The sequence below is a fragment of the Congregibacter sp. genome, from assembly GCF_045107095.1.
Taxonomy (GTDB): Bacteria; Pseudomonadota; Gammaproteobacteria; order Pseudomonadales; family Halieaceae; genus Congregibacter.
In genome coordinates this window covers 17,383-43,573 of sequence record NZ_JBGCFU010000013.1, presented here as the reverse complement: position 1 = coordinate 43,573, position 26,191 = coordinate 17,383, and the positions used below count along the sequence as shown (strand labels likewise).

At 54.0% G+C, this 26,191-nt stretch carries 25 protein-coding genes and 1 riboswitch; of the genes, 9 read left to right on the top strand and 16 right to left on the bottom strand.

The genetic code is table 11. The annotated features are described in order from the left end of the window. Window positions 1–2: 2 nt before the first annotated feature. On the bottom strand, window positions 3–272 hold the full coding sequence (locus AB8B76_RS02610) for a DUF4212 domain-containing protein (RefSeq protein ID WP_405269866.1): 270 nt from the start codon (window positions 270–272) through the stop codon (window positions 3–5). Between the two features lie 35 nt (window positions 273–307). After that, complete coding sequence (locus tag AB8B76_RS02605; RefSeq protein WP_405269863.1) at window positions 308–1,366, bottom strand: 3-deoxy-7-phosphoheptulonate synthase; 1,059 nt, start codon at window positions 1,364–1,366, stop codon at window positions 308–310. Between the two features lie 105 nt (window positions 1,367–1,471). Here AB8B76_RS02605 and AB8B76_RS02600 point away from each other — a divergent pair, with 105 nt between their 5' ends. Beyond that, window positions 1,472–3,553 (top strand): S9 family peptidase, encoded by a 2,082-nt coding sequence (locus tag AB8B76_RS02600; RefSeq protein ID WP_405269861.1) that lies wholly within the window; start codon window positions 1,472–1,474, stop codon window positions 3,551–3,553. A 47-nt stretch (window positions 3,554–3,600) separates the two neighbouring features. Here AB8B76_RS02600 and AB8B76_RS02595 read toward each other — a convergent pair whose 3' ends face one another. Together AB8B76_RS02595 and AB8B76_RS02590 are read right to left on the bottom strand one after the other, a co-directional pair. After that, complete coding sequence (locus AB8B76_RS02595; RefSeq protein ID WP_405269858.1) at window positions 3,601–4,068, bottom strand: YcgN family cysteine cluster protein; 468 nt, start codon at window positions 4,066–4,068, stop codon at window positions 3,601–3,603. Window positions 4,069–4,141: 73 nt separating this feature from the next. Then, on the bottom strand, window positions 4,142–4,867 hold the full coding sequence (locus AB8B76_RS02590; RefSeq protein WP_405269855.1) for an NYN domain-containing protein: 726 nt from the start codon (window positions 4,865–4,867) through the stop codon (window positions 4,142–4,144). 237 nt (window positions 4,868–5,104) lie between these two features. Between AB8B76_RS02590 and AB8B76_RS02585 the strand changes: the two genes are divergently transcribed. Both AB8B76_RS02585 and AB8B76_RS02580 read left to right on the top strand, forming a co-directional pair. Next, window positions 5,105–6,583: a SulP family inorganic anion transporter gene (locus tag AB8B76_RS02585; RefSeq protein ID WP_405269852.1), complete on the top strand. Its 1,479-nt coding sequence runs from the start codon at window positions 5,105–5,107 to the stop codon at window positions 6,581–6,583. A gap of 4 nt (window positions 6,584–6,587) precedes the next feature. Then, entirely contained in the window at window positions 6,588–7,457 is an 870-nt protein-coding gene (locus AB8B76_RS02580; protein ID WP_405269849.1) for a universal stress protein, read from the top strand. A 27-nt stretch (window positions 7,458–7,484) separates the two neighbouring features. Here the strand turns inward: AB8B76_RS02580 and AB8B76_RS02575 are convergent, their stop codons facing one another. Continuing rightward, entirely contained in the window at window positions 7,485–8,705 is a 1,221-nt protein-coding gene (locus AB8B76_RS02575; protein ID WP_405269847.1) for a cytochrome C, read from the bottom strand. Window positions 8,706–8,923: 218 nt separating this feature from the next. Between AB8B76_RS02575 and AB8B76_RS02570 the strand changes: the two genes are divergently transcribed. Next, on the top strand, window positions 8,924–10,456 hold the full coding sequence (locus AB8B76_RS02570) for a S10 family peptidase (protein ID WP_405269844.1): 1,533 nt from the start codon (window positions 8,924–8,926) through the stop codon (window positions 10,454–10,456). A 20-nt stretch (window positions 10,457–10,476) separates the two neighbouring features. Here the strand turns inward: AB8B76_RS02570 and AB8B76_RS02565 are convergent, their stop codons facing one another. Both AB8B76_RS02565 and AB8B76_RS02560 read right to left on the bottom strand, forming a co-directional pair. Continuing rightward, a complete protein-coding gene (locus AB8B76_RS02565; RefSeq protein WP_405269842.1) occupies window positions 10,477–11,070 on the bottom strand; it encodes a hypothetical protein in 594 nt (197 codons plus the stop codon). 71 nt (window positions 11,071–11,141) lie between these two features. Further along, window positions 11,142–11,663 (bottom strand): DUF501 domain-containing protein, encoded by a 522-nt coding sequence (locus AB8B76_RS02560; RefSeq protein WP_405269839.1) that lies wholly within the window; start codon window positions 11,661–11,663, stop codon window positions 11,142–11,144. 125 nt (window positions 11,664–11,788) lie between these two features. Continuing rightward, window positions 11,789–11,971: riboswitch (cobalamin riboswitch) on the top strand. 145 nt (window positions 11,972–12,116) lie between these two features. Between AB8B76_RS02560 and AB8B76_RS02555 the strand changes: the two genes are divergently transcribed. From AB8B76_RS02555 to AB8B76_RS02535, 5 genes are read left to right on the top strand one after another with little or no spacing between them, the layout of a single operon-like run. Then, window positions 12,117–14,030 (top strand): TonB-dependent receptor plug domain-containing protein, encoded by a 1,914-nt coding sequence (locus AB8B76_RS02555; RefSeq protein ID WP_405269836.1) that lies wholly within the window; start codon window positions 12,117–12,119, stop codon window positions 14,028–14,030. Beyond that, window positions 14,020–14,631 (top strand): cob(I)yrinic acid a,c-diamide adenosyltransferase, encoded by a 612-nt coding sequence (gene cobO / locus AB8B76_RS02550; protein ID WP_405269833.1) that lies wholly within the window; start codon window positions 14,020–14,022, stop codon window positions 14,629–14,631. Before AB8B76_RS02555 ends, cobO begins: the two co-directional genes overlap by 11 nt. Window positions 14,632–14,634: 3 nt before the next feature. Then, window positions 14,635–15,645: a FecCD family ABC transporter permease gene (locus tag AB8B76_RS02545; RefSeq protein WP_405269830.1), complete on the top strand. Its 1,011-nt coding sequence runs from the start codon at window positions 14,635–14,637 to the stop codon at window positions 15,643–15,645. Further along, a complete protein-coding gene (locus tag AB8B76_RS02540) occupies window positions 15,642–16,463 on the top strand; it encodes a heme ABC transporter ATP-binding protein (protein WP_405269828.1) in 822 nt (273 codons plus the stop codon). The genes AB8B76_RS02545 and AB8B76_RS02540 overlap by 4 nt, the downstream gene beginning before the upstream one ends. Next, window positions 16,444–17,337 carry a helical backbone metal receptor gene (locus AB8B76_RS02535; protein WP_405269825.1) on the top strand — a complete coding sequence of 298 codons (894 nt, stop codon included), beginning with the start codon at window positions 16,444–16,446 and terminating at the stop codon, window positions 17,335–17,337. The genes AB8B76_RS02540 and AB8B76_RS02535 overlap by 20 nt, the downstream gene beginning before the upstream one ends. Here AB8B76_RS02535 and sstT read toward each other — a convergent pair. The 9 genes from sstT to AB8B76_RS02490 form a co-directional block, all read right to left on the bottom strand. Next, window positions 17,334–18,536: a serine/threonine transporter SstT gene (gene sstT / locus AB8B76_RS02530; protein WP_405269822.1), complete on the bottom strand. Its 1,203-nt coding sequence runs from the start codon at window positions 18,534–18,536 to the stop codon at window positions 17,334–17,336. The two genes, AB8B76_RS02535 and sstT, sit on opposite strands and share 4 nt — an antisense overlap. A gap of 125 nt (window positions 18,537–18,661) precedes the next feature. Beyond that, window positions 18,662–19,453, bottom strand: a complete 792-nt coding sequence (locus AB8B76_RS02525; protein WP_405269820.1) for a class II aldolase/adducin family protein — start codon at window positions 19,451–19,453, stop codon at window positions 18,662–18,664. A 133-nt stretch (window positions 19,454–19,586) separates the two neighbouring features. After that, window positions 19,587–20,147 carry a winged helix-turn-helix transcriptional regulator gene (locus AB8B76_RS02520; RefSeq protein ID WP_405269817.1) on the bottom strand — a complete coding sequence of 187 codons (561 nt, stop codon included), beginning with the start codon at window positions 20,145–20,147 and terminating at the stop codon, window positions 19,587–19,589. Between the two features lie 100 nt (window positions 20,148–20,247). Next, window positions 20,248–20,457 (bottom strand): cold-shock protein, encoded by a 210-nt coding sequence (locus AB8B76_RS02515; RefSeq protein ID WP_009022001.1) that lies wholly within the window; start codon window positions 20,455–20,457, stop codon window positions 20,248–20,250. Between the two features lie 269 nt (window positions 20,458–20,726). Next, entirely contained in the window at window positions 20,727–21,854 is a 1,128-nt protein-coding gene (locus AB8B76_RS02510; protein WP_405269813.1) for a hypothetical protein, read from the bottom strand. A gap of 163 nt (window positions 21,855–22,017) precedes the next feature. Continuing rightward, window positions 22,018–23,610: an isocitrate lyase gene (locus AB8B76_RS02505; RefSeq protein WP_405269810.1), complete on the bottom strand. Its 1,593-nt coding sequence runs from the start codon at window positions 23,608–23,610 to the stop codon at window positions 22,018–22,020. 175 nt (window positions 23,611–23,785) lie between these two features. Then, window positions 23,786–24,973: a hypothetical protein gene (locus tag AB8B76_RS02500; RefSeq protein ID WP_405269807.1), complete on the bottom strand. Its 1,188-nt coding sequence runs from the start codon at window positions 24,971–24,973 to the stop codon at window positions 23,786–23,788. A 3-nt stretch (window positions 24,974–24,976) separates the two neighbouring features. Further along, on the bottom strand, window positions 24,977–25,825 hold the full coding sequence (locus tag AB8B76_RS02495) for an ABC transporter ATP-binding protein (protein WP_405269804.1): 849 nt from the start codon (window positions 25,823–25,825) through the stop codon (window positions 24,977–24,979). Beyond that, window positions 25,809–26,189 (bottom strand): GntR family transcriptional regulator, encoded by a 381-nt coding sequence (locus tag AB8B76_RS02490; RefSeq protein ID WP_405269801.1) that lies wholly within the window; start codon window positions 26,187–26,189, stop codon window positions 25,809–25,811. The genes AB8B76_RS02495 and AB8B76_RS02490 overlap by 17 nt, the downstream gene beginning before the upstream one ends. Window positions 26,190–26,191: the final 2 nt, after the last annotated feature.

The following is a 26,191-nucleotide window of genomic DNA, read 5'->3' as shown; positions in this document are numbered from 1 at the left end:
CCCTAGTCTTCTTCGACGCCAAATTCGCGGTCGAGAGCGTCCATGCGCGAGCGATAGACAAAAATCAACACAACGAAAACGTAAATTGATCCCTGCTGTGCAAACCAAAACCCGAGTTTGTACCCTCCAATTTGAATCTGGTTGAGCAGGTCTACGAACATGATGCCGCAGCCGAAACTGACGACAAACCAAACCGCGAGTAGCTTCACCATCAACAAGAGATTACGTTTCCAGTACTCTCTCGCCTGTTCTTCGGTCATCTTATTATTCATGACTACCCTTTTTAGATGCTCAGATATTGGTGTTATCAGCCGAGAGCGCGCCTTTGCTGCACTGCCTCGGCCAAGCCATTTAGCACGCTCTCTGTTGCTGACCAGTCGATGCAGGCATCGGTGATACTTTGTCCGTAAACCAGAGCTTGGCCAGGCACTACATTCTGTCGCCCTTCCACAAGGTTACTCTCGATCATAATGCCGAAAATACTGCGGCTGCCACGGGCGACCTGGTTCGCTACGTCCATGGCCACATCGAATTGTCTGGCGGGAATCTTGCGGCTATTCGCGTGGCTGGCATCGATCATGATGCGCGCTGGCAGCCCCGCCTTGCTTAACATCGCGCTAGCATCGTCCACGGAAAACATGTCGTAGTTCGGATGCTTACCCCCACGAAGAATGATGTGGCAGTCCTCGTTACCCGTTGTCTGAAAAATCGCCGAGTGCCCCTGCTTTGTGACAGACAAAAAGCGATGCGGCTGAGAAGCCGAGTTGATTGCATCGATAGCCACCTGCACATCACCATCCGTGGCGTTCTTAAAGCCCACAGGGCAGGACAACCCTGAAGCAAGCTCCCGATGAGTCTGACTTTCCGTGGTGCGGGCACCAATAGCACCCCAGGACACGAGGTCAGCAACATATTGAGGACTGATGAGATCAAGGTACTCCGTGCCTGCGGGAAGCCCCATCTCGGCGAGATCCCGCAACAGCTCCCGGGCCAAGTGCAGGCCCTTATTGATCTGAAACGTATCATTGAGGTCCGGATCATTAATGAGCCCCTTCCAACCGACCGTTGTACGAGGCTTCTCAAAATACACGCGCATCACGATCTGGAGGTCTGCACTATGCGTCTTCGCCGCTTCTCTCAAGCTTTGGGCATAGTCTCTCGCAGCGTTGGGGTCGTGTATCGAACAGGGGCCTACCACAACCAGCAGGCGATCGTCTGCGCCACCCAAAATAGCTGAGATCGCTGCACGAGCGCCGGCGACGGTCTGAGCAGCCTCGTCGCTTAGGGGAATATCGTTAACCAAAGACTCGGGAGATACCAGTTCGTTGGTTTTCTGAATACGTAGATCATCTGTCACGGAGGGCATGGCTTGTTACTGTTGTGAGTTAAAAATGGCGCGCAATTCTAGCACGCCATCGCAATTTTCATGAGTGGTGATAGCATCAGCGGCATAACTCCAGGAGAATCTTTCATGCCTCTGTCAACGCCAACGCTTACGCGGGGATCTTTACGCGAGCAATCCCGCACCTTCTTTGTCGCCGCCTTATGCTCGCTCATGTCGTCGCAGGCATCCATCGCACAGGATTCGCAAAATCTACAAAGCTTCCAAGCTTTGGATATTTTTGAAATTGAGTGGGCGCTTAACCCGCAAATTTCGCCCGATGGGGAGCAGGTTGTTTACCGCCGTATGGGCTTTGACATCATGCAGGACCGGCGCCGTGGTGACTTGTGGCTGATAGATGTGGATTCGCAGGCGCAGCGTAAGCTCAGCAGCTTCGAAGGTAACGAAGCCAGCGCCGTGTGGTCACCCGATGGTGCACGCATCGCTTATGTACGAACCGCTGGAGAAGGCGAAGGTTCGGAGATTTATGTCCACTGGCTTGCGGACGGTCAAAGCGCACGAGTGAGCCGGCTCCCGGGTACACCCAAGGACATCCAATGGAGTCCTGACGGCAAGGAGCTTGCCTTTGTTATGGACGTAAAATCTGAAGCACCCACGATCGCAAGCCGCCCGACCATGCCTGAGGGCGCCAATTGGGCTGCAAAACCCAGGCTGACTGATCGGATGTATCACGAACGAGACGGTAGTGGTTATTTAGAGGCCGCCTTTAGTCATGTGTTCGTAGTCCCCGCAGATGGGGGAACAGCCAGGCAGGTTACTCAAGGGGACTTTCATCACCGGGAGCCGAGCTGGGGAGCAGACAGCGGCTCGATCACGGTATCGGGTAACCGTTCGCCAGACTGGCAATACGACTATCGAAACACGGAGCTTTATCGCGTCACTCTAAAAACCGGTGAGACAGTCCCGGTAACCACGAGTGATGGCCCTGATCGTCATCCGACGCTGTCTCCCGACGGCAAGCATCTCGCGTGGCTCGGTGCCACGGACAAGAAACAGGCTTTTCAAGTTACCCGTTTACGGATTGCTAATCCGGATGGTTCCAGCATGCGAGAGCTCCTTGGAGACCTTGATCGAAGTGTAAAAGCTATCGCATGGGCCGCTGACAGTTCGGGGCTGTACTTCCAGTACGACGATAAGGGGCGCACTAAAGTTGCCTTCGTAAGCCTCAAAGACAAAATGAAAAACCTCGCAGACAACCTCGGTGGCACAAGCATTGGACGGCCCTACGCGGGCGGCTCCTTCAGTGTCTCTGACTCAGGTGTTGTGGCCTACACGCATACCCGCCCCGAGTACCCGGCAGACATCGCCATTTACAAGCGGAACAAATTGTCGCTGATCACCCGACTCAATGCCGACCTTCTTGATCAGCGGAACCTGGGCGAGACTCGTGAAATCTGGTGGAAGAGTTCCTACGACCAGCGGGATATCCAAGGCTGGATGGTGCTTCCTCCAAACTTTGACCCCACAAAAAAGTATCCGCTTCTAGTAGAGAACCATGGCGGGCCGATTCTGAACTACGGGGAACGTTTCTCCCCTGAAATGCAGCTATTTGCCGCCGCCGGCTATGTGGTTTTTTATCCCAATGCCCGAGGCAGTACGAGCTATGGTGAGGAATTTGCCAATCTTCTGTACCACAACTATCCGGGGCAGGATTACGACGACACTATGAGTGGCGTGGACGCGATGATAGCCGAGGGATTTATTGATCCGGAGCAGCTCTACGTGACCGGGGGCTCTGCTGGCGGAATCATGACGGCCTGGATTATTGGGAAAACCGATCGCTTCCGTGCCGCAGCAGCCATCAAGCCAGTGATGAACTGGTACAGCAAAACCCTAAATGCGGATAACTGGTACAACTACTACCACACACGAATCCCGGGCACGCCATGGACCAACCCCAATGACTATCTCAAGTTCTCCCCCATATCTCTGGTGGGCAACGTGAATACGCCAACATTGGTGATGGTAGGTCTGGACGACCTTCGGACACCGCCATCGCAGGCGAAACAGCTATATCACGCTCTGAAGTACCGAAAGGTCCCGACCACATTGGTAGAACTCCCGGGAGCGTCGCACTTCATAGCGAAGAGACCGAGCCAACTAATCGACAAAATCAGTCACATTCTCGGATGGTTTGAGCGTTATCAATAAGGCAAAACTGAAGCTTCACAGCAGGCCCTGAGCCGGCGACTCCCGAACTAGGATTCTGGATCAGGCCGGCTACTGGTAACCCAACGAATGATGTGTTCTTCGAAGTCTTCTTCCTCGACGTCGTTCTCGCTAACCGTACGCCCGCGCACAGACATGCCCGCTAAGTGCACGGACTGAGTGTCGCCCGTTACTAAAGGATGCCACTCCGGAAGAGGCTTTCCAGCGTCCACCAAGCGGTAAGCGCAAGTATCAGGAAGCCAGGCAAGGTTTTCACGCTGATCCGGTGTAAGGACAACGCAGTCGGGAACGATCTCCTGGCGGGTTTCGTAGCGTGTGCACTGACAGCTCGTCTCATCGAGAAGATGACAAGCCACTTCGGTGTAATAAATCCCGCCACCGTAGGCATCCTCTAGTTTGTGCAGGCAACACCTCGCACAACCGTCGCAGAGGGACTCCCATTGGGCTCGACTCATATCTTTCGGCGCAACAGACTCCCAAAAAGGTATTTCAGCCATGGCAACAAACCTCAACTTGATATCTACAAATAGGGTCCCGGTTTAAAGCATCGCATCGCGGCGAGGGCATGCTCTAGCTCTTTGGATCCCGGATCAGCATTCGATTGTTCTGCCGGTCGATCTGAAATAGATCAGTCGCCTTGATCAAATCACTAAGACGTCGATAACCGTAGTTCACTGACGAAAAGGACGCGTTGTTATTAGAAATATAACTCCCCATCCGAGACATATCGGCCCAGCCATCATCATCTGCCGTCTGATCGACCGCCGTACGAAGTAGTTTCACGAGGGCGCTGTTTTGTCGCAGGCGCGCTTTAGGCGTCCGTGCTGGCAGGGACTCTGTTTCCCCCCCAGTCTTTTTCGAAGGGATAAGGTTCTCGATAAAGATAAAAGGGGAGCAAGAATCCACGAAGGGAGATGGCGTCTTTTTCTGGCCAAAGCCATAAACAGGGAAACCACTTTCGAGAATGCGTAACACCAGCGGCGTAAAGTCACTGTCACTGGTCATCAGCGCAAAAGCATCAATGTTGCCGCTGTAGAGCAAATCCATAGCGTCGATGATCATCGCCGAATCCGTAGCGTTCTTGCCCTTTGTATAGGCAAATTGCTGCATCGGGCGAATGGCATGAGGGTGTAACTTCTCAGCCCAACCAGATAGTGACGGATTATTCCAGTCACCGTGGGCGTGGCGCACATTGACCGTACCGTGTTTTGCCAGTTCTTCGAGTACCCCCTCAATCGCATTGGGAGTGACGTTGTCGCAATCTATGAGCAGCGCGATGCGTTTGGTTTCTGACACAGTATCTACCTCGACAGCTACTGTATGTGGGTTTGCGTCACTGTATCGGGTTATTCCGTAGAACTCGAATCCAATAGAACCTCACCGCCGCGCTATTCTGCTGCTCCGCCGCGGCGGATAATCGAAACTGGACGTCAACCGTGCTCTAACGAGAAAATGCTGCCCGGGTGGCGTCCTTCGTTGAACTGTGTATCCTTCGCCGCCCACGAACTCACCTAATCATAGGAAGCCCCTTCCGTGTTCGATACCATCCGCCAGGACTGGCTTGGCAATATACGCAACGACCTTTTAGCAGGTTTAGTTGTCGCGCTGGCACTGATTCCTGAGGCCATCGCTTTCTCCATCATCGCCGGTGTCGACCCTAAAGTAGGGCTCTACGCCTCTTTCTGTATAGCGGTCGTGATCGCTTTTGCAGGTGGGCGTCCAGGGATGATATCGGCCGCCACGGGGGCAATGGCTCTGGTAATGGTCGTTCTCGTCAAAGAACATGGCTTGCAGTACCTGCTAGCCGCTACGGTATTGACTGGTGTGCTCCAGATTATCGCTGGCTGGGTGAGATTGGGGAGTCTCATGCGCTTTGTATCCCGGTCCGTGGTTACCGGCTTTGTAAACGCTCTTGCTATTCTCATTTTCATGGCCCAGCTGCCAGAACTTATCGACGTAACCTGGCACGTTTACGCTATGACCGCCGCCGGGCTAGGCATTATCTACGGCTTGCCTTATATCACTCGAGCTGTGCCCTCCCCCCTGATTACCATCATCGTACTGACTGGGGTTGCGGTTGCGCTGGACCTGGATATACGTCGGGTCGGGGATATGGGTGAACTGCCGGATAGCCTGCCGATATTTTTACTCCCGGAGGTTCCTCTAACCTGGGAAACACTCGGGATCATCTTCCCCTACGCACTGACGCTCATGGTGGTGGGACTCCTGGAATCCCTTATGACCGCTACCATCGTCGACGATCTCACGGATACGAAGAGCAACAAGAACCGAGAATGTGTCGGTCAGGGGATTGCCAACATTGCCAGTGGATTCATCGGAGGCATGGCCGGTTGCGCAATGATCGGGCAATCCGTTATCAACGTGAAGTCCGGCGGTCGTGGGCGACTATCCACCTTGGTGGCGGGCGTTTTCCTTTTGATCATGGTGGTCTTCGCCGATGCCTGGGTGAGTCAGATTCCCATGGCGGCGCTCGTGGCTGTGATGATCATGGTCTCGATAGGAACTTTCAGCTGGTCCTCCATTCGCGATCTTAAAGACCACCCGCGCAGTTCCAGTGTGGTGATGCTCGCCACGGTTGCCGTTACCGTTGCGACCCATGACCTCGCACGAGGTGTTCTCACAGGCGTACTACTGTCGGGATTCTTCTTCGCTCACAAGGTGGGACAAATTCTTTATCTCCGCTCTATGGTCGATGACGATGGCAGAGCACGGACCTACCGCGTGTTCGGACAAGTGTTTTTTGCCAGTGCCGATCGGTTTATCGCTGCCTTCGATTACCAGGAAGTCATTGAGCGAGTATGTATCGACGTCAGCCGCGCCCACTTTTGGGACATCACTGCGATTAGCGCTTTGGATAAAGTGATTTTGAAGTTTCGCCGTGAAGGCACAGAAGTAGAAGTAATTGGCCTGAACGAAGCCAGCGCCACCATGGTGGACCGCTTTGCGGTACACGACAAAGACGGCTCTGATGACCTGCTGATGGGGCAATAGAATTATGACTATCAGTGACAAGGAAAAAATCTTAGCCTGCGTCGATCAGTCGCATTTTGCAGAATACGTGACCGATTATGCTGCGTGGGCAGCTCGACGTATTCAAGCACCCTTGGAGTTACTACACGTTATCGACACCCATCAAACACCTCCTTCCGGTGAAGACCATAGCGGCGCCATAGGTTTTGATGCTCAGGAGCAATTGCTAACAAAGCTGACCAGTGAAGATGAGGCACGCACTCGTGCGGCGCGGGAGGCTGGCCGTCTGTTCCTTAACAAGTTAAGGGAGCGTGCCGGCGACGCTGGCGCACCTCAGGTAGATACCCGCCAGCGCTACGGACAATTAGTTGAAACACTCCACGAGCAGGAAGATGGCGTGCGACTGATGGTTCTAGGTCGTCGAGGTGAATCTGCTGAGTCCACGCTGCGAGATCTGGGAAGAAATGTTGAGCGCGTAGTTCGCGCTGTCAACAAACCCATACTCACGGTCACGGAAGGCTTTCGCGAGCCAGAGCGCATCATGTTCGCTTTCGATGGTAGTGCTGTGACGCGGCGCGGTGTGGAAATGATCGCGGGTAGCGCTCTGTTTCGTGACCTACCTATACTTTTGCTCATGTCAGGCAAAGTCAGTTCTGATGGCTCTAAAAAGCTTGATTGGGCCCAGAAGACCCTCACAGACGCGGGTTACACCGTAAGCAAACGACTTCAGCCAGGAGATGCAGAGGTGGTAATCGCGAAAGCCGTGGTCGATGACTCCATCGACCTACTGATCATGGGCGCGTTTAGCCATTCTCCCCTGCGTACGCTACTGTTTGGCAGTAAAACCGCCGACCTTCTCCGTTCGTCAGGTATTCCCACGCTTCTTCTTGGGTAGACCAGTTCTCGGGATTGTAAAAGCCGGCTAATCAGCGCTCTCAATAGTGACCCGGCCAATGCGGTTGCTGCTGCTCTGGTGAATGAGCAACTCCCCCTCACGGGTCACCCACACGTGGCGCACTATGCCTACTCCGGACGGTATAGCCCAGCTTTGAAAGCTTTCTGTAGAAGGGTCGAAACGCACTAAAGCGTCAGGACGCATACCGGATTCGTTGTACCAGACAACGTCATCAATGATCGCTATGGCATAAGGATGCGACTTGGGGCCACTGGGGGAAGGCCACTCCTGTGTATTACCCGTTGATGGATCAAGAACACCGATACGCCCCAGCGATGAGTTGACATACCAAACTCGACCATCGCTTGCGATGTCGAGGCGACGGATGCGTGTTTTCTCATCGGGAATCTCGAAATATTCAATCTCCATACTGTCGGGATCCATGACCGCAATCGCATTGGTTCCGTTATGAGCGATCCAGAGTCGCCCATCCGGCCCAACTTTAATCCCATAGGGTTTTGCACGGGTGTTCACTTCTTGCAAGGCCCCGGTTGCCGGATTTAAGCGGCCCAGCATACCCGCGTGTTGAGAGGTGAAGTACAGGTTCCCGTTCGGGTGGAATACAGCGGTATGAGGGTCTCGCGCTTCTGTCGGATACTCCGTTATCAGGCCCGTCAGTGGATCGAGCTTGCCTATCGTTGCGTTACCATTCCCCGTGTACCAAATGTTCCCTGCATCATCTGGAACAATGCTGTGAGGACGTGCCGCCGGAGGTAAATAGAACTCCTGCATGTCCCCCGTCTCGGGATCTAGTCTTCCGGTGAGGCTTGCCCACATCCCTGTCCACCAGATGCTTCCATCGGGAGCCTCAACTGGGTCTCTAGATCGCTGGCCGAGGGTGGGCGCGATCCACTCCTCAATATTGATCTCAAGGGGGCCATCGATAAGTGTAGGCTTTCGCTCTTCTTTCGCGGGAAAATTTGCCGCCAGGTATTCAGAAATACTGTGTGCCTGAGGATCCGCCAGCTCAATCATACTCCCGATAAGCCCACGCCACTCCTCTGCTGAGTCAAAACCCGCGGAATTCACTATTCGCGATGTGCTGTGGCAGCTAATGCAGAGCTTTTCTACCAGCGCCTTGCCTTCACCGTCTGGCAAAACCTGTGCGTCAGCAGATACTGCCAAAGCTGCAACTAACAATGATCGAGAAAAAACTCCAGATACAGAACCCACTACATTCACTCTCATCAGTAGTTTGACCTCGCTAAGCCTAGCACTTTCCGTATAGTTCAGTGACCTCATGGCGACGGCAAACCATTGGTTCGACCAGGAATAACCCTATGAAACCCATACGGGGAAGAGCTTTCAGAAGACGGTGCTTTCGAACTGCGCTGACCATCTGCAACTGTCTTGGGTAATTGTTATTCTCTGTTCTTAATACGTGGAATCAGCCACCGGAGATGAAGATGCAGACCGCACGTTCAGCCTTTACCGGCGTTTTTTTTGCCCTCGCGCTACACGCGGCGCCGAGCTACAGCGCAGATAGCACGGAAGACACGCCCGCTAAAACTCCCGCCATCCCCGCTGCTACCGAATTCGTTTCGGAGCATAGTGGTACTTTTAACGGTCAGAAGCTCCGCTATCGGGCTCGAGCAGGTGAAACTTACCTGCAAGATATAGACGGCGAACCAACTGCCGCAATTTTCAGCTTTGACTACGTCGCCATCAATGACGGCAAAAATCGCCCCGTAACCTTTGTTTGGAACGGTGGACCGGGCAGCGCATCGCTGTGGTTACACATGGGTACCTTTGGCCCTAAACGCGTGGTTGTGCCTTCGGACGCAGGGCACGCTGGTGCACCGCCCTACCCGCTGGTAGATTCCAGCGAAACCATTCTTGATGTTACGGACCTGGTTTTCATCGACCCGGTAGGCACCGGATATTCTCGAACCTTGGGCGATCATGAGGGCAAGGAGTTCTGGGGGCTCACTGAAGATGCGGAATCAGTCGCCGCATTTATCCGTCAATGGCTGAGCGATAATCAACGCTGGAATTCAGCTAAGTTCCTCATGGGCGAGAGTTATGGCACTACCCGGGCAGCTCTCGTCGCTGACATTCTTGAGAATGAGCATAGCGTGGCGCTAAACGGGATCGTCTTCATCTCCCAGGCTTTGGACTATGCAGGGTCAACCCCTTATGTCGCGGACAACCTGATATCGCACATCACCTACGTTCCGACGATGGCCGCCACTGCGTACTACCACCAGCGGGTCGATGCACAAGGTGCAAGCCTCGAAGAGTGGGTGCAAAGTGCGCGCGAGTTCGCGGTAGACGAGCTTCTGCCGGCACTATTTAAGGGCAACACTCTTGATGCGGATACGCGATCGAAGGTGCGCGATGAACTCGCCAGACTCACAGGACTGACACCTGACTACGTGGACCGTGCCAATCTGCGAGTACGGGGAAACCGCTTTGCTAAAGAGCTCTTGCGCGACGAAGGAAAAATAGTGGGAAGCCTTGACGGCCGGTACGTCGGAGATCCCGTGGACGATTTAACAGCCCGCGCTGAATTCGATGCCGCGAGCAACGCCATCGGCGGTGCGTACAAGGCTGCAATGATGAGCTATGTACAAAGCGACTTGGGCGTAGATTGGGATCGAAGCTATCTATCACCCTCCGATCCAAAACTAAGTGACGAGTGGAACTGGAACCCCAACGGGCGCGAGTCCGCCTGGGAACCCCATTGGGTAAACACATCACACAATCTGGTTAGCGCGCTGGAAGCAAATCCTGGACTCAAGGTGCTGGTTGCTTCTGGGTACTACGATCTCGTGACGCCGTTCTTTGACGCGGAATACACTCTCAACCGCTACGGTATCACGCCAGATCGCGTGGACTATCGATACTACGGCGGTGGCCACATGATGTATGTCAATGAAGACGCGCGAGTTGATCTGTTAAAGGATGTGCGCTCGTTTCTGGAAGCACAATTACGCTGATGCTCGAGCGCAGGATACAGCTACTCTGAGTGGAGCAGGCGCTGCGAGAACTCTGCGCCTGCATCTTGCAACATCACTCGTAACGGCGATTGCAGTGTGTTCGCAGCGGCGGCCGAACCTCGTAAGGAAGCGCCCAGTCCTGTGGCAAGCATTCGCTGATAATACGGCAAGTCCCGACGATACCCCGGCAAGTGGTCGTCCAATGCATCGTCGCTCTCCAGACCGCGCAGAAATGAGTCGACCAGAGTGCTCAATGCTTCCTGGAGCCGCGCGTTATCCGCTATGCCTTCATCGGGAGTGATGGACCAGGTCATATCTCCGTTTAGTCCACAGGTGCCCAGGCAGTCTCCCATGTCACGATCACCCCACTCTGTAGGCCCCACCAGAGATAACTGCCACTCTCCGCCGTTTGCGTAGAGATAGTAAAGCTGGCCAAAGGCAGGCTTGAACTGAAATTTTGCAGACAGCACAAGCACTGATGCAAACCAGTCAAAGAGTAGCTCGGCAGGCGCCTTCGCGCTCACGGTGGCGGGACGGGTCTCATCCCAGTGTGCGAGCACAGGCACAAGGCCTTTGCCCTGCGGGTTAGGATTTTTATGTGGATTACGAGACATGCTCAACCTACGTCAAAACTCCGCGCCCGGTTCTTTAATCAACCGACTAACTGCGGCTTTGCGCTATTTTCCTAAGCCGCTTCAGATTCGTTCCAGTAAGTATCCAGCAGGCGACCTACCGTATTGGGCTCCACGAGATGCGCCGCATACCAGGTATGGAGGCATCGAATCCGCGTAAAGTCCGCTATACCGCCAATCCCTCGCTCCGCCAACGCGGCCCATTGCCCCCTGCTCTCCAGTAGCTCCCGCTCTTCCTGTTGTAAGTAAGTTTCCCGGAGCTGAATATGCCTGTGATGATCATCACTCATGGACCGCTTAAGTGCCTCGTCACTATCAATTTCGGACTGAAATCTGGCAATTAGGCCGGTAGCCTCTTCTCTGTCAATCCGCAGATTCAATGCCGGCTCGATCAACCAGAACAATGTAGGAAAGGGTTTGCCGTCGACCACGGAGGCGACGCGAATAACCGCTGGCCCCCCGTCTGCGTCTGCGACGGCCACGGCCCTCAAGCCGCGAGCAGGTCGACCGAGGCGGGCCTCAATAACCGCGAGCATCGCCCCATCAATCGTGTCTTTAAATTCGTTTGCTTGCATGGCGCAACGATACCTTTTGTGGCCCGTTCATCACAGCCTTAAGGAGCAGCGTCTGCCATTGTGCTTACCGGAGCCCTCGACAGACCCTGACCTATGATTGTTTGACAATACTAGGACAGAAGCCTACTCTCCCGCTCGCCTTGGGTGCCTGTCGATACACACGTATCGGGTCAGGTTAAAAGGGAAGCAGGTACAAAACCTAAAAGAGCTTATCGCTCTATTGGTACAAGCCTGAGCTGCCCCCGCAACGGTAGGTAGTGTGTCAAAACACTACGAGCCCGATACCTGCCCTGGCAAGAGCACCGATGGAGCGGAGGGCTTCATTAAGGGTCGCTGAATACAGTCCTTGCCGAGAGCACTCTCCCGTATTTGAGAGCCCCTCGGGCACAGGCGGTGTTTCGTTTCCTTGATCCCCTCCCTCAATCGCCCTTTTTGGCAATTGAGGAAACACCCATGCACAGCAACACACGAAGTAACGCGCGCAGTAAAAACAGTACAGCCGCGCCTAAAGCGCTTGTTAATACGCCCCGTAAAGCGCTCCTGGCTTGCGGACTCTTTGCAACCGCTATGACCGTTACTGCACAAAACCCCTTAGAAGAAGTTGTGATTAGCTCATCCCGCGTACCTACACCCCTTAGGGAGGTCGGGACTTCCGTAACCGTTTTATCCGAAGAAGAGATCATACAACGCGGCTTTTTAAGCTTACCGGACCTGCTTCGTACGCAAGCCTCCGTCGCAGCAACAAACAACGGCGGCGCGGGCAAGGCCACCAGCCTGCGTATTCGCGGCGAAGAAGGCTACCGGACTCTGGTCATAATCGACGGTATAGATATCAGCGACACTTCGAGCCCGCAAGTCAGCCCGCGTCTCGAGCAATTACTGACCACCGGTATATCGAGAGTAGAGATTTTACGAGGCCCCCAAGGTCTTACTTATGGCGCTGACGCGGGCGGTGTAATCAACATCCGCACAGCCACACCCGACGAAGGCCTGGGCGGTGGAGTCGCCATCGAACAGGGTCGCTATGGTACGCAGCAATTGAGCGGTCGAATCGGTGGCACCTTCGAGGCGGGTGATTTCCTGATGAGCGGCGCTGACTTTTCTACCGATGGATTCAATGCCCGGAACACGGATACGGACCTGAGAGATGATGATGGCTACGAAAACCAAACCCTTCACGCGCGGGGCGGATGGAATCTGAGTGACCAGCTTCGTATTGAGGGTGTGGTTCGGCAAGTGGAAGGTGAAAATGCCTTCGATGGGTGTTTCAACAGCGCTTTTCTACCCACCAATGCCTGCGAAGATAGCTTTGAACAAAACAGTTGGAGGCTCTCTGCCTCGCTTACCCAGGAGCAGTTCACCCACGAGCTGGCCTACAGTGAAAACACGACTGATCGAGACTTCTTCGCCGAGGGTGCCTCGTTCTTTCAAGCCAGCGGATCGCTGGAGCGTTTGAGCTACGTCGGGCAGTGGCTTAAGTCCGATGGCTTATCGCTGGTTTATGGCGTAGATCGCGAGAAAGAGTCCATTGATGACGGTAGCTTTGACCGCTCCAGAGATCAAACCGGTGTCTATGGCGAATATCAGGGCCACTTTAACGATCAGCTAAGCGTAACCGCCGGTTTGCGCTATGACGATAATGATGATTTCGGTGACTACCTCAGTTATCGGCTCAGCGGCGCTTGGACAACCACAATGGCGGGGGGAGAGCTCAAATTGAAGGGCGCCTATGGAACAGGATTTCGCGCTCCCAGCCTCTACGAAATCAGCTACAACAATGGACCTTTTGCGTCGCCACCCGCGTCTGACACTGTTCTCACAGAGGAGACCAGCCAGGGTTACGACGTCGGAATTGCCTGGGCGTCTGAGTCCGGCACTTATCTGGAAGCGACCTGGTTCGATCAGGAGATCGACGACCTCATTACTTTTGATCTCATCGCGTTCTCCGGATACATACAAGACGCGGGACTCTCGGACTCCACAGGCATTGAGCTGATTGCGGAGTTACCGCTGGCTCTGGGTTTCCGACTATCTGGTAACTACACATGGAACGAGACCACGGCAGCCGATGGCCAACAACGCGCATTCCGACCAGAGCACCTTGCCAACATAGGCCTCGCCTATAGTGACCCCACATCGAAATTACGCCTCGGCGTTAACTTACGCTCCTCAACAGACGCCGTTGATACCCTCGGTAATTCCCTGGATGACTATGTACTGATGGATGTAAACGCTAGCCTCGACCTACTCAGAGGTTTTACGATCTACGCCCGTCTTGAAAATGCTCTGGACGAAGACTACATAGAAACACCGACCTACAATACCGCAGGCCAGGCAGCCTACGCAGGAGTGCGTTATGAGTTCTGATGACAAGAAGGAAGCCCGTCACAAAGCAGCAATGGAGAAGCAGAAAGAGTCCGTTGATGCTTCCATCGCCGCCGCAGACATTGAGCGTGGCGTCGGGATTCTGCTTACCGGAAACGGTAAAGGTAAAACCAGCTCTGCTTTTGGCATGGTGCTACGCGCCTTAGGGTATGGCCACAAAATCGGCATCGTGCAGTTCATTAAAGGACAACAGCTATCCGGTGAAGAAATCTATGTCCGTGATCACTGCCCCGAGATCGCCTTCTATCAAATGGGAACGGGATTCACTTGGGACACGCGAGACCGCAGCTCCGATATCGCAGCAGCGCGCACAACTTGGGAGAAAGCGCGGGCGATGCTGCAAGACCCCAGCCTTGATTTGGTTGTTCTGGATGAACTGACCTACATGCTCTCCTTTGATTACCTGGGCGAAGAGGAAATTCTGGACGCAATTCGAAACCGTCCCACAGAGCAGAGCGTAGTGGTCACCGGTCGCGGCGGCGGCGCAGGCCTTAGAGAGATTATGGATACGGTCTCGGAAGTTAAAGATATAAAGCATGCCTATAACGCAGGCATCATGGCGCGTCGCGGCGTTGACTACTGACCGATGGTCTCCATCAAGCTTGGCAGCCCACCGTCGTTAACGCTGCTACTCGTTGTTGCAATCTGCATGGCCCTCACACTGGGGGCGATACCCTTAAGTTTTGGCGAAGTGTTTGCAGTACTGAGTGGAAGTGGCGAAGCTCTTCATGAAACGCTCATTCTACAGCTGCGTTTGCCGCGGGTATTGCAGGCGGCTGTCATTGGCGGACTCTTAGCCCTCACCGGCGCACTCTCTCAAGGTATGTTCCGAAACCCCCTCGCTGACCCTTCATTGATAGGCGTTACCGGTGGAGCCTCATTGGGCGGAGCCTTGGTGCTAGCACTAGGCATAGGTGCGGGAACCGGCGCTGACCTATCCATCTCTGTGGGCGCCTTCGTGGGCGGGCTTATCGCCACGGGCCTGGTTTACCAGATTGCGCGCACTACCCAAGGGACCTCTGTGTCTACTTTGTTACTCGCAGGCGTCGCCATAACAGCGCTTGCCGGGGCGCTAGTCAGCGTATTAGAAATGACCGTAGATAACAGCACCTTAAGACGCGTTGCAGTCTGGCGGCTGGGATCTCTTGCGGGTGCAAACTACCAGAGTCTGGCTTTGTCGTGTTCAGCACTGACGCTGGTGATTCTCGCCTCTCTGCCCCTACGCAATGTGCTCAATGCGTTTTTACTGGGGGAAGCCGAAGCCGGACACCTGGGTTATGACACCGCTCGAAGCAAAGCCTTACTGACATCACTGATTGCCGCTGGCATGGGTGTCACCGTGGCCTTAGCCGGCGCAATAGCGTTCGTAGGACTGGTAGTTCCGCACATGGTGAGGCTGTACAGCGGGCCCGAACACAAAGCCCTGATCCCGCGTTGCACGCTTCTTGGAGCGCTGGTTCTTGTGCTTGCAGATCTTTTATCCCGAACACTACTCGCTCCCGGGGAAATCCCGCTGGGCATCGTTACAGCTCTCCTGGGCGTCCCCTACTTTCTGATTCTTCTTCGTCGCTACCAGTCGGGGCTTGTCATCTCATGAACGGTCCCGTCCTTGAAATGAAGCAAGCCTCCCTGCGCTTGGCAGCGAACACCGTGCTGGACAATCTCAGCTTCACAATCACCAGCGGTGAAGTCCTTGGGATAGCTGGCAGTAACGGCGCAGGAAAAAGCAGTCTTTTGCAGCTTAGTTGTTGTGAGCATTCGCCCAGCAGCGGCAGAGTAATCTTTGGCGACGAAGATCTAGCGTTCATTGCACCTCGAAAACGTGCGAGGCGTATGGCAGTGCTGCCACAAAGTATGAACTTACAGTTTGACTTCACCGTCCGACAGGTCGTCGCTCTCGGACGCACACCCCACGGCGATCTTGGTGGCGATGGCGAGAAAGTCATTGAGCAGGCGATGGACAACTGTCAGATCCGCGCGCTTTCGCACCGCAGCTACCAGTCGCTCAGTGGTGGCGAGAAACAGCGCACCCAGCTCGCCAGGGTGTTAGCGCAGCTTCTCCCCAACCATCGGCAGGAAGACCTCACCGGCCAACTCTTCATTCTGGACGAGCCGACTTCTGCTCTTGATGTCAGACATCAGGAGAGCTTTCTACGCATCATTAAAAATTTACGCGATCGAGGCTGCGCTGTACTTTTGGTGATGCACGATATCAATCTGCTCAGTCGCTGTGCCGACAAACTGATGCTTCTAAAATCTGGAAAAATCCTCTCCATAGGATCAACCAAAGAACAACTGAATGACGCTTCGCTGAGTGAGCTTTTCAGCTTTCCTATGAAAACCATGGTCCGTGACGGCGATGTACTTCCCTTCGTCTATCCAGACCCCGCTGCCAATGTATTCGAAAGAACTTAAGACTTATCTCTTAACGGCGCTGCTTCTGTGCCTGATAACCCAGGCGCCAGCGCAGGCTACGGTGTTCGCAACCGACTCTAACGGACGGCGGGTGGAGCTTATAGAACCGGCGACGCGGGTCGTTGCGCTCGCACCGCACATTGTCGAAAACCTGTACAGCGTCGGCGCACAGAGTGCGATTGTAGGCGCCGTGCAATATAGCGACTACCCGGAATCAGCCAAGACAATTCCAAGGCTCGGTGGTGTGGGTTCCATAAGCCTGGAGAGTATCGTCGCCTTAAAGCCTGATTTGATTATTCTTTGGGGCTCGGGCACTCCCACCGGTCTGCGCGCTAACATTGAGCGTCTGGGGCTTCCCTACTTTGTGGACGAGATACACTCTCTGGAAGAGCTAGGCGACAGCCTCGAAGCCTTAAGTGCACTTACCGGCCATCCAGCGGAGGGATTGGCTGCTGCTACGCAATTAGAGGAAGACCTCAGTGAAATAGCGGGCGAAAGAAGCCTCACACAAGGGGTTCCGCCGGGCGTTTTTCTGCAGTTATGGGATCAGCCTCTGCAAAGCATCGGCAAGGAGCATCTCCTGAACGAGGTCATCGAACGCTGCGGCGCTTATAGCATCACGCGAGGTATCACGGGCCTTGCCCCTTTGGTGAGCCTGGAGCAAGTTCTGGTAAAAGATCCCGCCATCATCATTACGGAAAGCCTCGCCCAAGCACGGCACTGGAGCAAGTACCCACAGCTTCGCGCTGTTCGCGAGGGCAATATTGCCGTCATCAATCCAGACTTACTGCACAGACCCACACTGCGTCTTCTGGAGGGTATGCGACAAATCTGTAACCGACTGGCCTCTCAGAGCGTGAATGCTAGCGATTAAGCTGCACGCTCTCCGAGGCGAGCATGCTCCGCTGCGTAGGTGTAGACGACGTCAGTGCTCGAATTCAGTGCAGTCTCGGCAGAATCTTGAATCACACTAATGATGAAACCCACGGCGACAACCTGCATGGCAATGTCTACGGGAATACCAAACAAACCGCAGGCGAGCGGTATCAGGAGCAAACTCCCGGAGGGCACTCCTGACGCGCCACAGGCCGCCAGGGATGCGACGATGCAAAGCAACAGCGCTTGAGTGAAGGAAACCTCGACACCAAGGGTGTGCGCGGCGGCGACAGAAAGCGTTGTGATTGTGATCGCTGCCCCTGCCATATTCACCGTCGCCCCGACAGGAATAGTCACCGAATAAAGCTCTTCACTGATACCGAGTCGCTTGGCCAACGCCAGGTTCACCGGGATGTTAGCGGCAGAGCTTCGGGTAAAAAATGCCGTAACACCCGATTCTTCAAGGCAACGAAAGACGATCGGATAAGGGTTTTTCCTCGTTAACAGCCAGACATAAAGGGGGTTCACCAGCAGTGCCACTATCAACATGGCCGCAACCAGAAGTCCGGCGATACTCAAGTAATCGGCTAACACTTCAACGCCGGTGGTCGCCACGGTAAGACAAACAAGACCAAAGATTCCGATAGGCGCAAGAGCAATAACGTAGCGAACAATGTCCGCAACACCATCAGCCAGCGTCTGTAGATTTTGCCGAAACGCATCCGAAGCACGACGGAAACTTAGCCCTAGCAATATAGCCCAGCTGAGGCAGCCCAAAAAGTTGCCTGTCAAAAGAGCATTAACAGGGTTATCGACCAGTTTAAACAAAACATCCCGAAGGACATTTGCCACCGCCGCGGGGGGGGCACCGTCCGCGGCGCCACTCAAACTCAGGGTTTGTGGAAACACGGTAGACAACAGTAGTGCCACGAGCGCTGCGCTCATGGTGCCTACAAAGTACAAAATCAGCGTGACGAAAATACGACGGGAGTCCGCCGATCTCTCGTGACGATTCGCAATTGCAGACATCACCAAGAGCATCACCAACAGTGGGGCCACAGCCTTGAGCATCGCCACAAAAAGCTGTCCCAGCAAGCCTAGCTCCGTTGCCAGTGAGGGAAACAGCATCCCTACAACCGCTCCAGCAACAACCCCGGCTACTATGCGCGGCACAAGCCCGATCTGCGAAAATTCCACGGCAAAACCTCGTTCGAAAGTTGACCTATTGTACGCCAGCGCAGACTATTTTTACCTGAACACCCAGAAACGAAAAAGCCCGGCACTAGGCCGGGCTTCGGGAAGACGTACTCTAGGCAGATTACCTAGTCCAGCAACTCAGGCTGCTCAGCTACGATCACATCGTAGAGAGGCTGAAAGCTAAACCAGCCTGCCAGGTGGGATCCCACCTGCTCTGCTGTGCTCGCCGCCACATCATGAGGTATTAGCTTAGGTGTTCCCGCGGCTTCAGCCATAAGCTGCGCCTGGCAGCTTCGCTCCATCGCGACGAACCACCAGCAGGCTTCGTCGACACTTTCGCCCACAGTCAAAAGGCCGTGGTTCTGGAGAATCACGGCTTTGTTGTCGCCCAGAGCCTCTGCAATACGATCACCTTCGGAAGTATCCAACACCACGCCCGTAAAATCTTCAAACACTTCATGACTTCCGTAAAACGAACAGGAGTCTTGCGTAAGAGGGTCCAGTTTGCGGCCCAGACTCGACCAGGACTTCCCGTAGACTGAATGCGAGTGCGCAGCTGCGGTAATCTCCGGATGGTTCATATGTATCCGTGAGTGGATTGCAAACGCCGCGCCGTTAAGCAGGCCCTCGCCCTCTACCACGTTGCCCGAATGATCGACTTTCAAAAGATCACTCACGCGCATTTGCTTAAAAGAGCGCCCCATGGGGTTTACCCAAAAATGATCCGAGTGCTCCGGATCACGAACGGTGATGTGCCCCGCTACGCCCTCATCAAAACCGAATCTACCAAAAATACGCAATGATGCTGCAAGACGTTGCTTGCGCTTCAAGCGTTCTGCCGCGACGTCATCGAGCACTTCATTCATAGTGACCGTATCGCCCTGATTCATTACCAGGCCAGCTGCTGCTTCACCCATCGTAATTCTCCTTCAATATCTTAACGCTTTGATTTGTACCTAATGCTAGCGCATGAGCGGGCAAATTACTCTAGTTAGCCCCCTGAACGTCTGCTCTCGCACTGGACGCTATTCACCGAAGCCGTCGCTGTGCTTAGCTTTGCAACAGCTGATCACTCTCGTCACTCTCATCACTCCCTTCCCGCTCAAGGTGAGGAAACGATGGTAACGATGTTTCTCCAACCCGCACCCCTTTTACGTGTTTCGCCAAAGCGGGCCCGACCATCGGGGTGACATGTTGAGGACGAAGGTCTTCATGGCACTCACTACAGGTCATCACAGGCCGAGTTTTTTGACCGCAGCGCTGATGAAAATATTCCACGGGCGCACCGTCGCCACGATCCATCCATTCGTCCCCCCAGCGACCCAGCATCATCAAAACTGGATAAAGCCCAAGCCCTTTTCGCGTGAGACGATACTCGTGTCGCGGTGGCTTCTCACTGTATTGGACCCGGGTTAAAACACCTTGATCGACGAGCTTGCCAAGGCGCTCAGAAAGTCTGTGCCGAGTGATTCCGAGGTTTGATTGAAACTGATCAAACCGTCGAGTTCCAAAAAAGGCGTCTCGTAAAATGAGCAAAGTCCAACGCTCACCCACTACTGACAAGGCTCTGGCTACAGAGCAGACCTGTAAATCGATGTCATCCCAACGCATGTAACCCTCCTAAAACAGTAAAACTCCTAATGCAGACTTTCTCGCAGGCACAAAAAAAGGCAAGCCATTTCTGGCTTGCCTCTTCCGATAAAATTGCGCTTTATACGGCGACAATGTTCTCGGCTTGAGGACCTTTCTGGCCCTGTGTAATAGTGAACTCAACTGCCTGACCTTCGGCCAGAGTCTTGAATCCAGATCCAGTGATAGCACTGAAGTGCGCGAATACATCTGGGCCGCTCTTCTGCTCGATAAAACCGAAGCCCTTAGACTCATTGAACCACTTCACGGTACCAGTAACTGTTTCGGACATAACGTCATTTTCCTGTAGATAATAAATTAATGCTGCATCACCAGTGTCGCTCCTTATGAGCAACCGCAGTGAGAGGCGGTAATAGCCGCAAAAAGACTTTTGTTAGAACCTGCAGGACGACGAACTACTGAGAGAACACGCAACGAAGAACATAAACACGAGACTTACTTTTAGCTGCGAGCAAGGTACAGCCCAGTCACCCTCAAGTCAATGAAAAAAGGGACCTCATTAAAGCCCAAAATACCCAATAAAATCGCGACCTTAAGCCGCTATTTCATGGCCTCACCAACGTTTCGATAGGCCACTCGGTCACCGCCAAAAGTACCCACCCATAGCGTGCCATCGACAACGACAGCCATGGTGACATTGCTAAAAACGGGGCTTGCCGTATTGGATGCTACAACGCTCACTACCTGCGAATCGGGATCCAGCGATAACACTTTGTAAGGTCGCGGGCAGCTGGCAAAGAGTGCAAGCTCTACCTGGCCTTGCTCGTTGTAGGGGTTACAGGCCGGGTACTCGAGAACCATCCCCGCCGTAATGAGCCGACCTGCGCTATCGCGATGAAGATTATCGGGAATCACAGGGAGCGTCGCTGTACTCCACATCGCATCCATCGTCTCACCGAACTTGTAGGCCGTAACATTCGCCAAACCCGATGACGCTATATAAACCTCAGACTCATCAGCCGAGACAGCGATGCCATTAGCGTAAGGTTGCTCAGTAATGTCGAGACGATTCCAGCTGCCCTCTTGAGCTGACCAGTGATAGGCGGCGCCCGTGACCGTGCCCTGCATCGCCGCTGCGAAGGTTTGCCCCTCTTCCAAAGGGACTGTTGCCAGTAAACTGCCGTCGCGCAGTGCTGCAACACTATTCGCCTCAAGCCCCTCAGGCGTTAAAACACAGCCTATCCAGGTTAGCGCTGGCGTAGAGTCAGGCCCCGCCATGTAAACATCGAAAACCTCGATCGCCTCTCTACCTCCATGCCCCACCGCGTACAGGGTGGAGTGGCCGTTCCCTTCGCTGATGATGTCTAACCCATGAGTAACGAGTGTAGTGAGCTCAGGTGCGCCAGGGCACTCTGCAAAGCGTTCTTCGTCATGGTCCGCTCGGCTCTGCATCTTGGAGTACAAGGGTTCCCACGCTTTGTTTCGGGAATCAATCAGGCTGAGCGCAGGCGGCAGGGCAAAACCGCTGGCGATAATCCAGTGCGACTCTGGCACCTGGACAAGATCCTCGGCGCTGGGAATTCCGCAGAGATAATCATCGGCGCCAAAACCGTCGCATTCATCGGCAGTGCTCGCCAAGGAGTAAGCCAATGCGAACAGCAATGAGAGTGCGCCAAGAGCCACGCTCCCGATGTGCTTACCCGAGGTCCTCAAACTGAAAATAGTCACTCGCCACTCCTCCAATCTATTACAGCTGAAAGCTTGAAATGCCCAAATACACTGATAGTCGCAAATCAGGCACGCCAGTCTAGCGCAGAAACTTAAAACCAAAACACGGAGCAAAAAAAAGCCCGACTATCGCTAGCCGGGCTCTGATTAAAAACCGTCGGTGTTAGCCGAACTGGTTCATCGTATTGTCTTCACCCGCTGCTTTAAGGGCTGCATCACCAGCAAAGTACTCTTTGTGATCATCACCCATGTCGGAACCCGCCATGTTCTGGTGCTTCACACAAGCAATACCCTGACGGATCTCCTGACGCTGTACCCCTTTGACGTAGCCCAGCATGCCCGCCTCGCCGAAGTATTCCTTCGCCAAGTTGTCCGTCGACAAGGCCGCGGTGTGGTAAGTGGGCAAAGTGATCAAGTGATGGAAGATACCCGCTTCGCGAGCCGCGTCGGCTTGGAACGTGCGGATACGCTCATCAGCTTCCAGAGCCAGATCTGTGCTGTCGTAGTCCACCGCCATGAGCTTGTCGCGATCATAGGCTGATACGTCCTGCCCCGCTTCACTCCAGGCATCAAACACTTGCTGTCGGAAGTTCAGGGTCCAATTAAAGGACGGAGAGTTGTTGTAGACGAGTTTTGCACTAGGCACTGTTTCGCGAATGGTGTTAACCATCTCTGCGATCTGACCAACGTGCGGCTTCTCAGTTTCAATCCACAGCAAATCAGCGCCGTTTTGCAAAGAAGTGATGCAGTCCAGTACCACTCGCTCGACACCCGTGTCCTTACGGAACTGGTAAAGGTTAGATGGCAGGCGCTTGGGACGGAGTAGTTTTCCGCCACGGTTGATAACCACGTCACCGCTGGCCAGCTCCGAAGCTTCAATTTCATCGCAGTCAAGAAAGCTATTGTACTGGTCGCCCAAATCGCCCGGGGTATGCGTCACGGCGATTTGCTTGGTCAGGCCTGCGCCCAGTGAATCGGTTCTAGCGACGATAACGCCGTCGTTTACACCCAACTCAAGGAATGCGTAGCGTACCGCGCGAATCTTGGCGAGGAAGTCTTCATGAGGAACGGTAACCTTTCCGTCCTGGTGGCCACACTGCTTCTCGTCGGACACCTGATTTTCGATCTGAATAGCGCAAGCGCCCGCCTCGATCATTTTCTTGGCCAAGAGATAGGTCGCCTCCGCGTTACCGAAGCCCGCGTCGATGTCCGCAATGATGGGCACAACGTGAGTCTGAAAGTTATCTACCTTGTTTTCGATCGCTTTTGCGGCAACTTCGTCACCCGCTTTACGCGCCGCATCCAGCTCTCGAAACAGCCCACCCAGCTCGCGGGCATCCGCCTGGCGAAGGAAGGTGTACAGCTCTTCAATGAGGCCGGAAACAGATGTTTTCTCGTGCATGGATTGGTCAGGTAGAGGACCAAACTCACTGCGCAAAGCCGCGATCATCCAACCCGACAGGTAGAGGTAGCGTTTGTTGGTATCCCCGAAGTGCTTCTTGATAGCGATCAGCTTTTGCTGACCGATAAAGCCGTGCCAGCAGCCCAATGACTGAGTGTACTGAGACGTATCACCGTCGTACTCCGCCATATCCTTACGCATGATTGCAGCAGTGTAGCGGGCAATATCCAAGCCGGTCTGGAAGCGGTTCTGAAGACGCATGCGTGCAGCATGCTCAGGATTAATGTCTTTCCAGCTGTCGCCATTGGTAGAAACAATGTCTGCCGCTGTCTGGATTTCTTGTTGGTAGCTCATAGATCCAATCCCTAAAAAGTGACTCAAAAATATCAGCCGCAGTCGCGGCTTCATCAACGAGTGAAGTTTAGGACATCAGACCACTATAATCCTAATCGATGTTTTATATGTGTGATATTCATACAGTGAATCACGCCTTCCAAGATCACCAGATGGCCGAGAGCGCCTGCTGCGCTTAGTTTAGCTCCCACCGATGCGCCCGCAACCAGACCGCCGCGGCCAGTGCAATTGCAGCAAACACCAGCCCGCCGGCAACGCTCAGCAAATCCAATCCCATCCAATCGGGACCGAATAGATAAAAGCCCACCGCGGAACTATCGGACACATGAGGAAAGTGGCGACTCACAGCATTGCCCACCACCTCAGTCCGAAAGAAAATCCCCTCGGCTATGAACAATCCGATAAACGGTGTTACTGCCATTAGGAACGGCGAACGACGTGCCAGAGCCGAGGCACAGAGCAGCCAGGCATAGACCGGCGAGATAAGAAGCGCGGTCATCAACCACCCGCTTATGGGGTCGATCATTAGAGCCGCAAAATCGATGTTGGCGACCACCACTTCAAAAGGATCCTGCTCCATCCGTGAGACCAACAACATCATCAAAAGCACATAAGCCAGCTGGAGCAAAAGGCTAATAGCTATGTAAATGAGCGGAGCACAGATCAAGGCGACGACAAACTTTGAGAGTACGATCTGCCACTCTGTTACGGGCATAGAGCGCCAGAATAAAACGCTGCGGTCTTTACGGTCGTCATAGAGGGAACTGAGGAGATAGTTAACCGTCGTGAGCAATAAGATCAGCACTAATATGCCGTGAACAACACTGAGCATCACGTTTAGCTCGCGCCCGCTCAGCTCATCAAAACCATCATCGTTATCGTCATCCCCCGCCTTTGCCTTATCGCTGCCGGGGTTAAAGCTCCACTCCCGCGAAAAATTCCACTGCTCGTCACTGGAACCTTGCTCCACGAAGACCTGGTATGAAGGCTTCTGCGGTGCAGTCGGGGGAGACGGCACACCATCACCACCCGCACTAACATCGACTCCATCACTTGCTGTGGTGCCGAGCGATAGGTCTTGGTCAGACGTTTCAACTCTCGATGTTTCAACGACCGTTACTTGCTGCTCTCCGTCTTCACCAATGCTGATCGAAATGTTTACGTTATCGCTGCCCTTGCGCATCATCGCTTCAAGAATAGTGTCCCCGATAACACTGACCCTGTTCGCCAGAACAACGCTGCCAAGCATGAGAACAGCAAGCACTACTGCAGTGATGATGGGTGTCCAGAATAGGGAGTTCTTGTACTCGCGAAACTCCCGCTGCAGCAGCGTTACAAACTGTGAAGTTTGGGTGGTAGCCATGTCTTAGCCCCCCACCTTTGCTACAAATAGGTCTGAGACCGAGGGCGTCCTCACGTCTCCCAACCCAGCGAGCTCTGATCCATTTGCTTTCTCGAAAATGAATGCCTTGCCGCCGAGGATATTGCGCTTGCCGATGTAGGGCATCTGCGCAGCCCTTAACGCGGCATCGCCAAGGGCATGTACCTCTTGAAAACGCTCCTCAATATCCATAATCGATTCATGGAGAATCAATTTGCCATGGTGCATAAACATGACGTGAGTCAAAATGTTTTGTATCTCCTCAACCTGATGCGTAGACACCAGAATCGTTCGTTCACCGTCAAAGTAATCGTTGATAAGCTGTTCGTAGAAACGCTTGCGAAACAAGATATCCAGACCTAGCGTCGGCTCATCAAGAATGAGAAGGCGTGCATCAATCGCCATTACAATGGCGAGATGAAGCTGCACGGTCATACCCTTGGATAGATCACCCACCCTGCGATGCTGTTCGACATCTGTGGACGCCAGAAAAGCCTCCGCCTGGTCGCGATTGAATCGCGCATGAGTGCCCGTTACGTAATCAAGTAACTCCCTGACCCGCATCCAACGCGGCAACACGGCCGTATCCGCGATAAAGCAAACCTCTTCCATCATGAGACCACGATCCGCCATAGGGGAGTACCCCAGAACAGAAAGATCCCCCTCACAGCTGGTGAGTCCCAGCAGAGCCTTTAGCAAGGTGGTCTTCCCCGCTCCGTTAGGTCCGATCAACCCAATGACATTGCCTGAGGAAACGGTTAGGTCAACGCCATCCACGGCACGAAGATCACCGAAGCTGCGCCGTAGGTTCTGCGCCTCAATGATGGTCTGCATTTAAATTCCCCTGCGTTTTCATGATCTTTTCCATTACTTCTTCCATCTCCAGGCCCAGCATACGAATGCGGGCAACAAAAGCTGGAAGCTCTTCATCCAAAAACCGCTGCTGCTCTTCGTTTGTCAGGGAACTCCTCGCCCCCGTCGCCACAAACATCCCCAGACCTCGGCGCTTCTCGAGCAAGCCCATCTCTACCAGTTCTTGATAGGCCTTTCCCACCGTCAGGTGGTTGATACGGTAATCCGTCGCCACCTGGCGAACCGATGGGATCGCCTCCCCTTCAGGAAAGCTACCGTCCATGACACGCTGGATAACCAGATCGCGTAGCTGGCGGTAAATGGGCTGTCCGTCAATCCACTCCATAG

Coding starts and splice junctions, on each gene's coding strand:
- AB8B76_RS02610 (WP_405269866.1), bottom strand. CDS start 272: ATGAATAATAAGATGACCGAAGAACAGGCGAGAGAGTACTGGAAACGT.
- AB8B76_RS02605 (WP_405269863.1), bottom strand. CDS start 1,366: ATGCCCTCCGTGACAGATGATCTACGTATTCAGAAAACCAACGAACTG.
- AB8B76_RS02600 (WP_405269861.1), top strand. CDS start 1,472: ATGCCTCTGTCAACGCCAACGCTTACGCGGGGATCTTTACGCGAGCAA.
- AB8B76_RS02595 (WP_405269858.1), bottom strand. CDS start 4,068: ATGGCTGAAATACCTTTTTGGGAGTCTGTTGCGCCGAAAGATATGAGT.
- AB8B76_RS02580 (WP_405269849.1), top strand. CDS start 6,588: ATGACTATCAGTGACAAGGAAAAAATCTTAGCCTGCGTCGATCAGTCG.
- AB8B76_RS02575 (WP_405269847.1), bottom strand. CDS start 8,705: ATGAGAGTGAATGTAGTGGGTTCTGTATCTGGAGTTTTTTCTCGATCA.
- AB8B76_RS02570 (WP_405269844.1), top strand. CDS start 8,924: ATGCAGACCGCACGTTCAGCCTTTACCGGCGTTTTTTTTGCCCTCGCG.
- AB8B76_RS02565 (WP_405269842.1), bottom strand. CDS start 11,070: ATGTCTCGTAATCCACATAAAAATCCTAACCCGCAGGGCAAAGGCCTT.
- AB8B76_RS02560 (WP_405269839.1), bottom strand. CDS start 11,663: ATGCAAGCAAACGAATTTAAAGACACGATTGATGGGGCGATGCTCGCG.
- AB8B76_RS02555 (WP_405269836.1), top strand. CDS start 12,117: ATGCACAGCAACACACGAAGTAACGCGCGCAGTAAAAACAGTACAGCC.
- cobO (WP_405269833.1), top strand. CDS start 14,020: ATGAGTTCTGATGACAAGAAGGAAGCCCGTCACAAAGCAGCAATGGAG.
- AB8B76_RS02545 (WP_405269830.1), top strand. CDS start 14,635: ATGGTCTCCATCAAGCTTGGCAGCCCACCGTCGTTAACGCTGCTACTC.
- AB8B76_RS02540 (WP_405269828.1), top strand. CDS start 15,642: ATGAACGGTCCCGTCCTTGAAATGAAGCAAGCCTCCCTGCGCTTGGCA.
- AB8B76_RS02535 (WP_405269825.1), top strand. CDS start 16,444: ATGTATTCGAAAGAACTTAAGACTTATCTCTTAACGGCGCTGCTTCTG.
- AB8B76_RS02525 (WP_405269820.1), bottom strand. CDS start 19,453: ATGGGTGAAGCAGCAGCTGGCCTGGTAATGAATCAGGGCGATACGGTC.
- AB8B76_RS02520 (WP_405269817.1), bottom strand. CDS start 20,147: ATGCGTTGGGATGACATCGATTTACAGGTCTGCTCTGTAGCCAGAGCC.
- AB8B76_RS02515 (WP_009022001.1), bottom strand. CDS start 20,457: ATGTCCGAAACAGTTACTGGTACCGTGAAGTGGTTCAATGAGTCTAAG.
- AB8B76_RS02505 (WP_405269810.1), bottom strand. CDS start 23,610: ATGAGCTACCAACAAGAAATCCAGACAGCGGCAGACATTGTTTCTACC.
- AB8B76_RS02500 (WP_405269807.1), bottom strand. CDS start 24,973: ATGGCTACCACCCAAACTTCACAGTTTGTAACGCTGCTGCAGCGGGAG.
- AB8B76_RS02495 (WP_405269804.1), bottom strand. CDS start 25,825: ATGCAGACCATCATTGAGGCGCAGAACCTACGGCGCAGCTTCGGTGAT.
- AB8B76_RS02490 (WP_405269801.1), bottom strand. CDS start 26,189: ATGGAGTGGATTGACGGACAGCCCATTTACCGCCAGCTACGCGATCTG.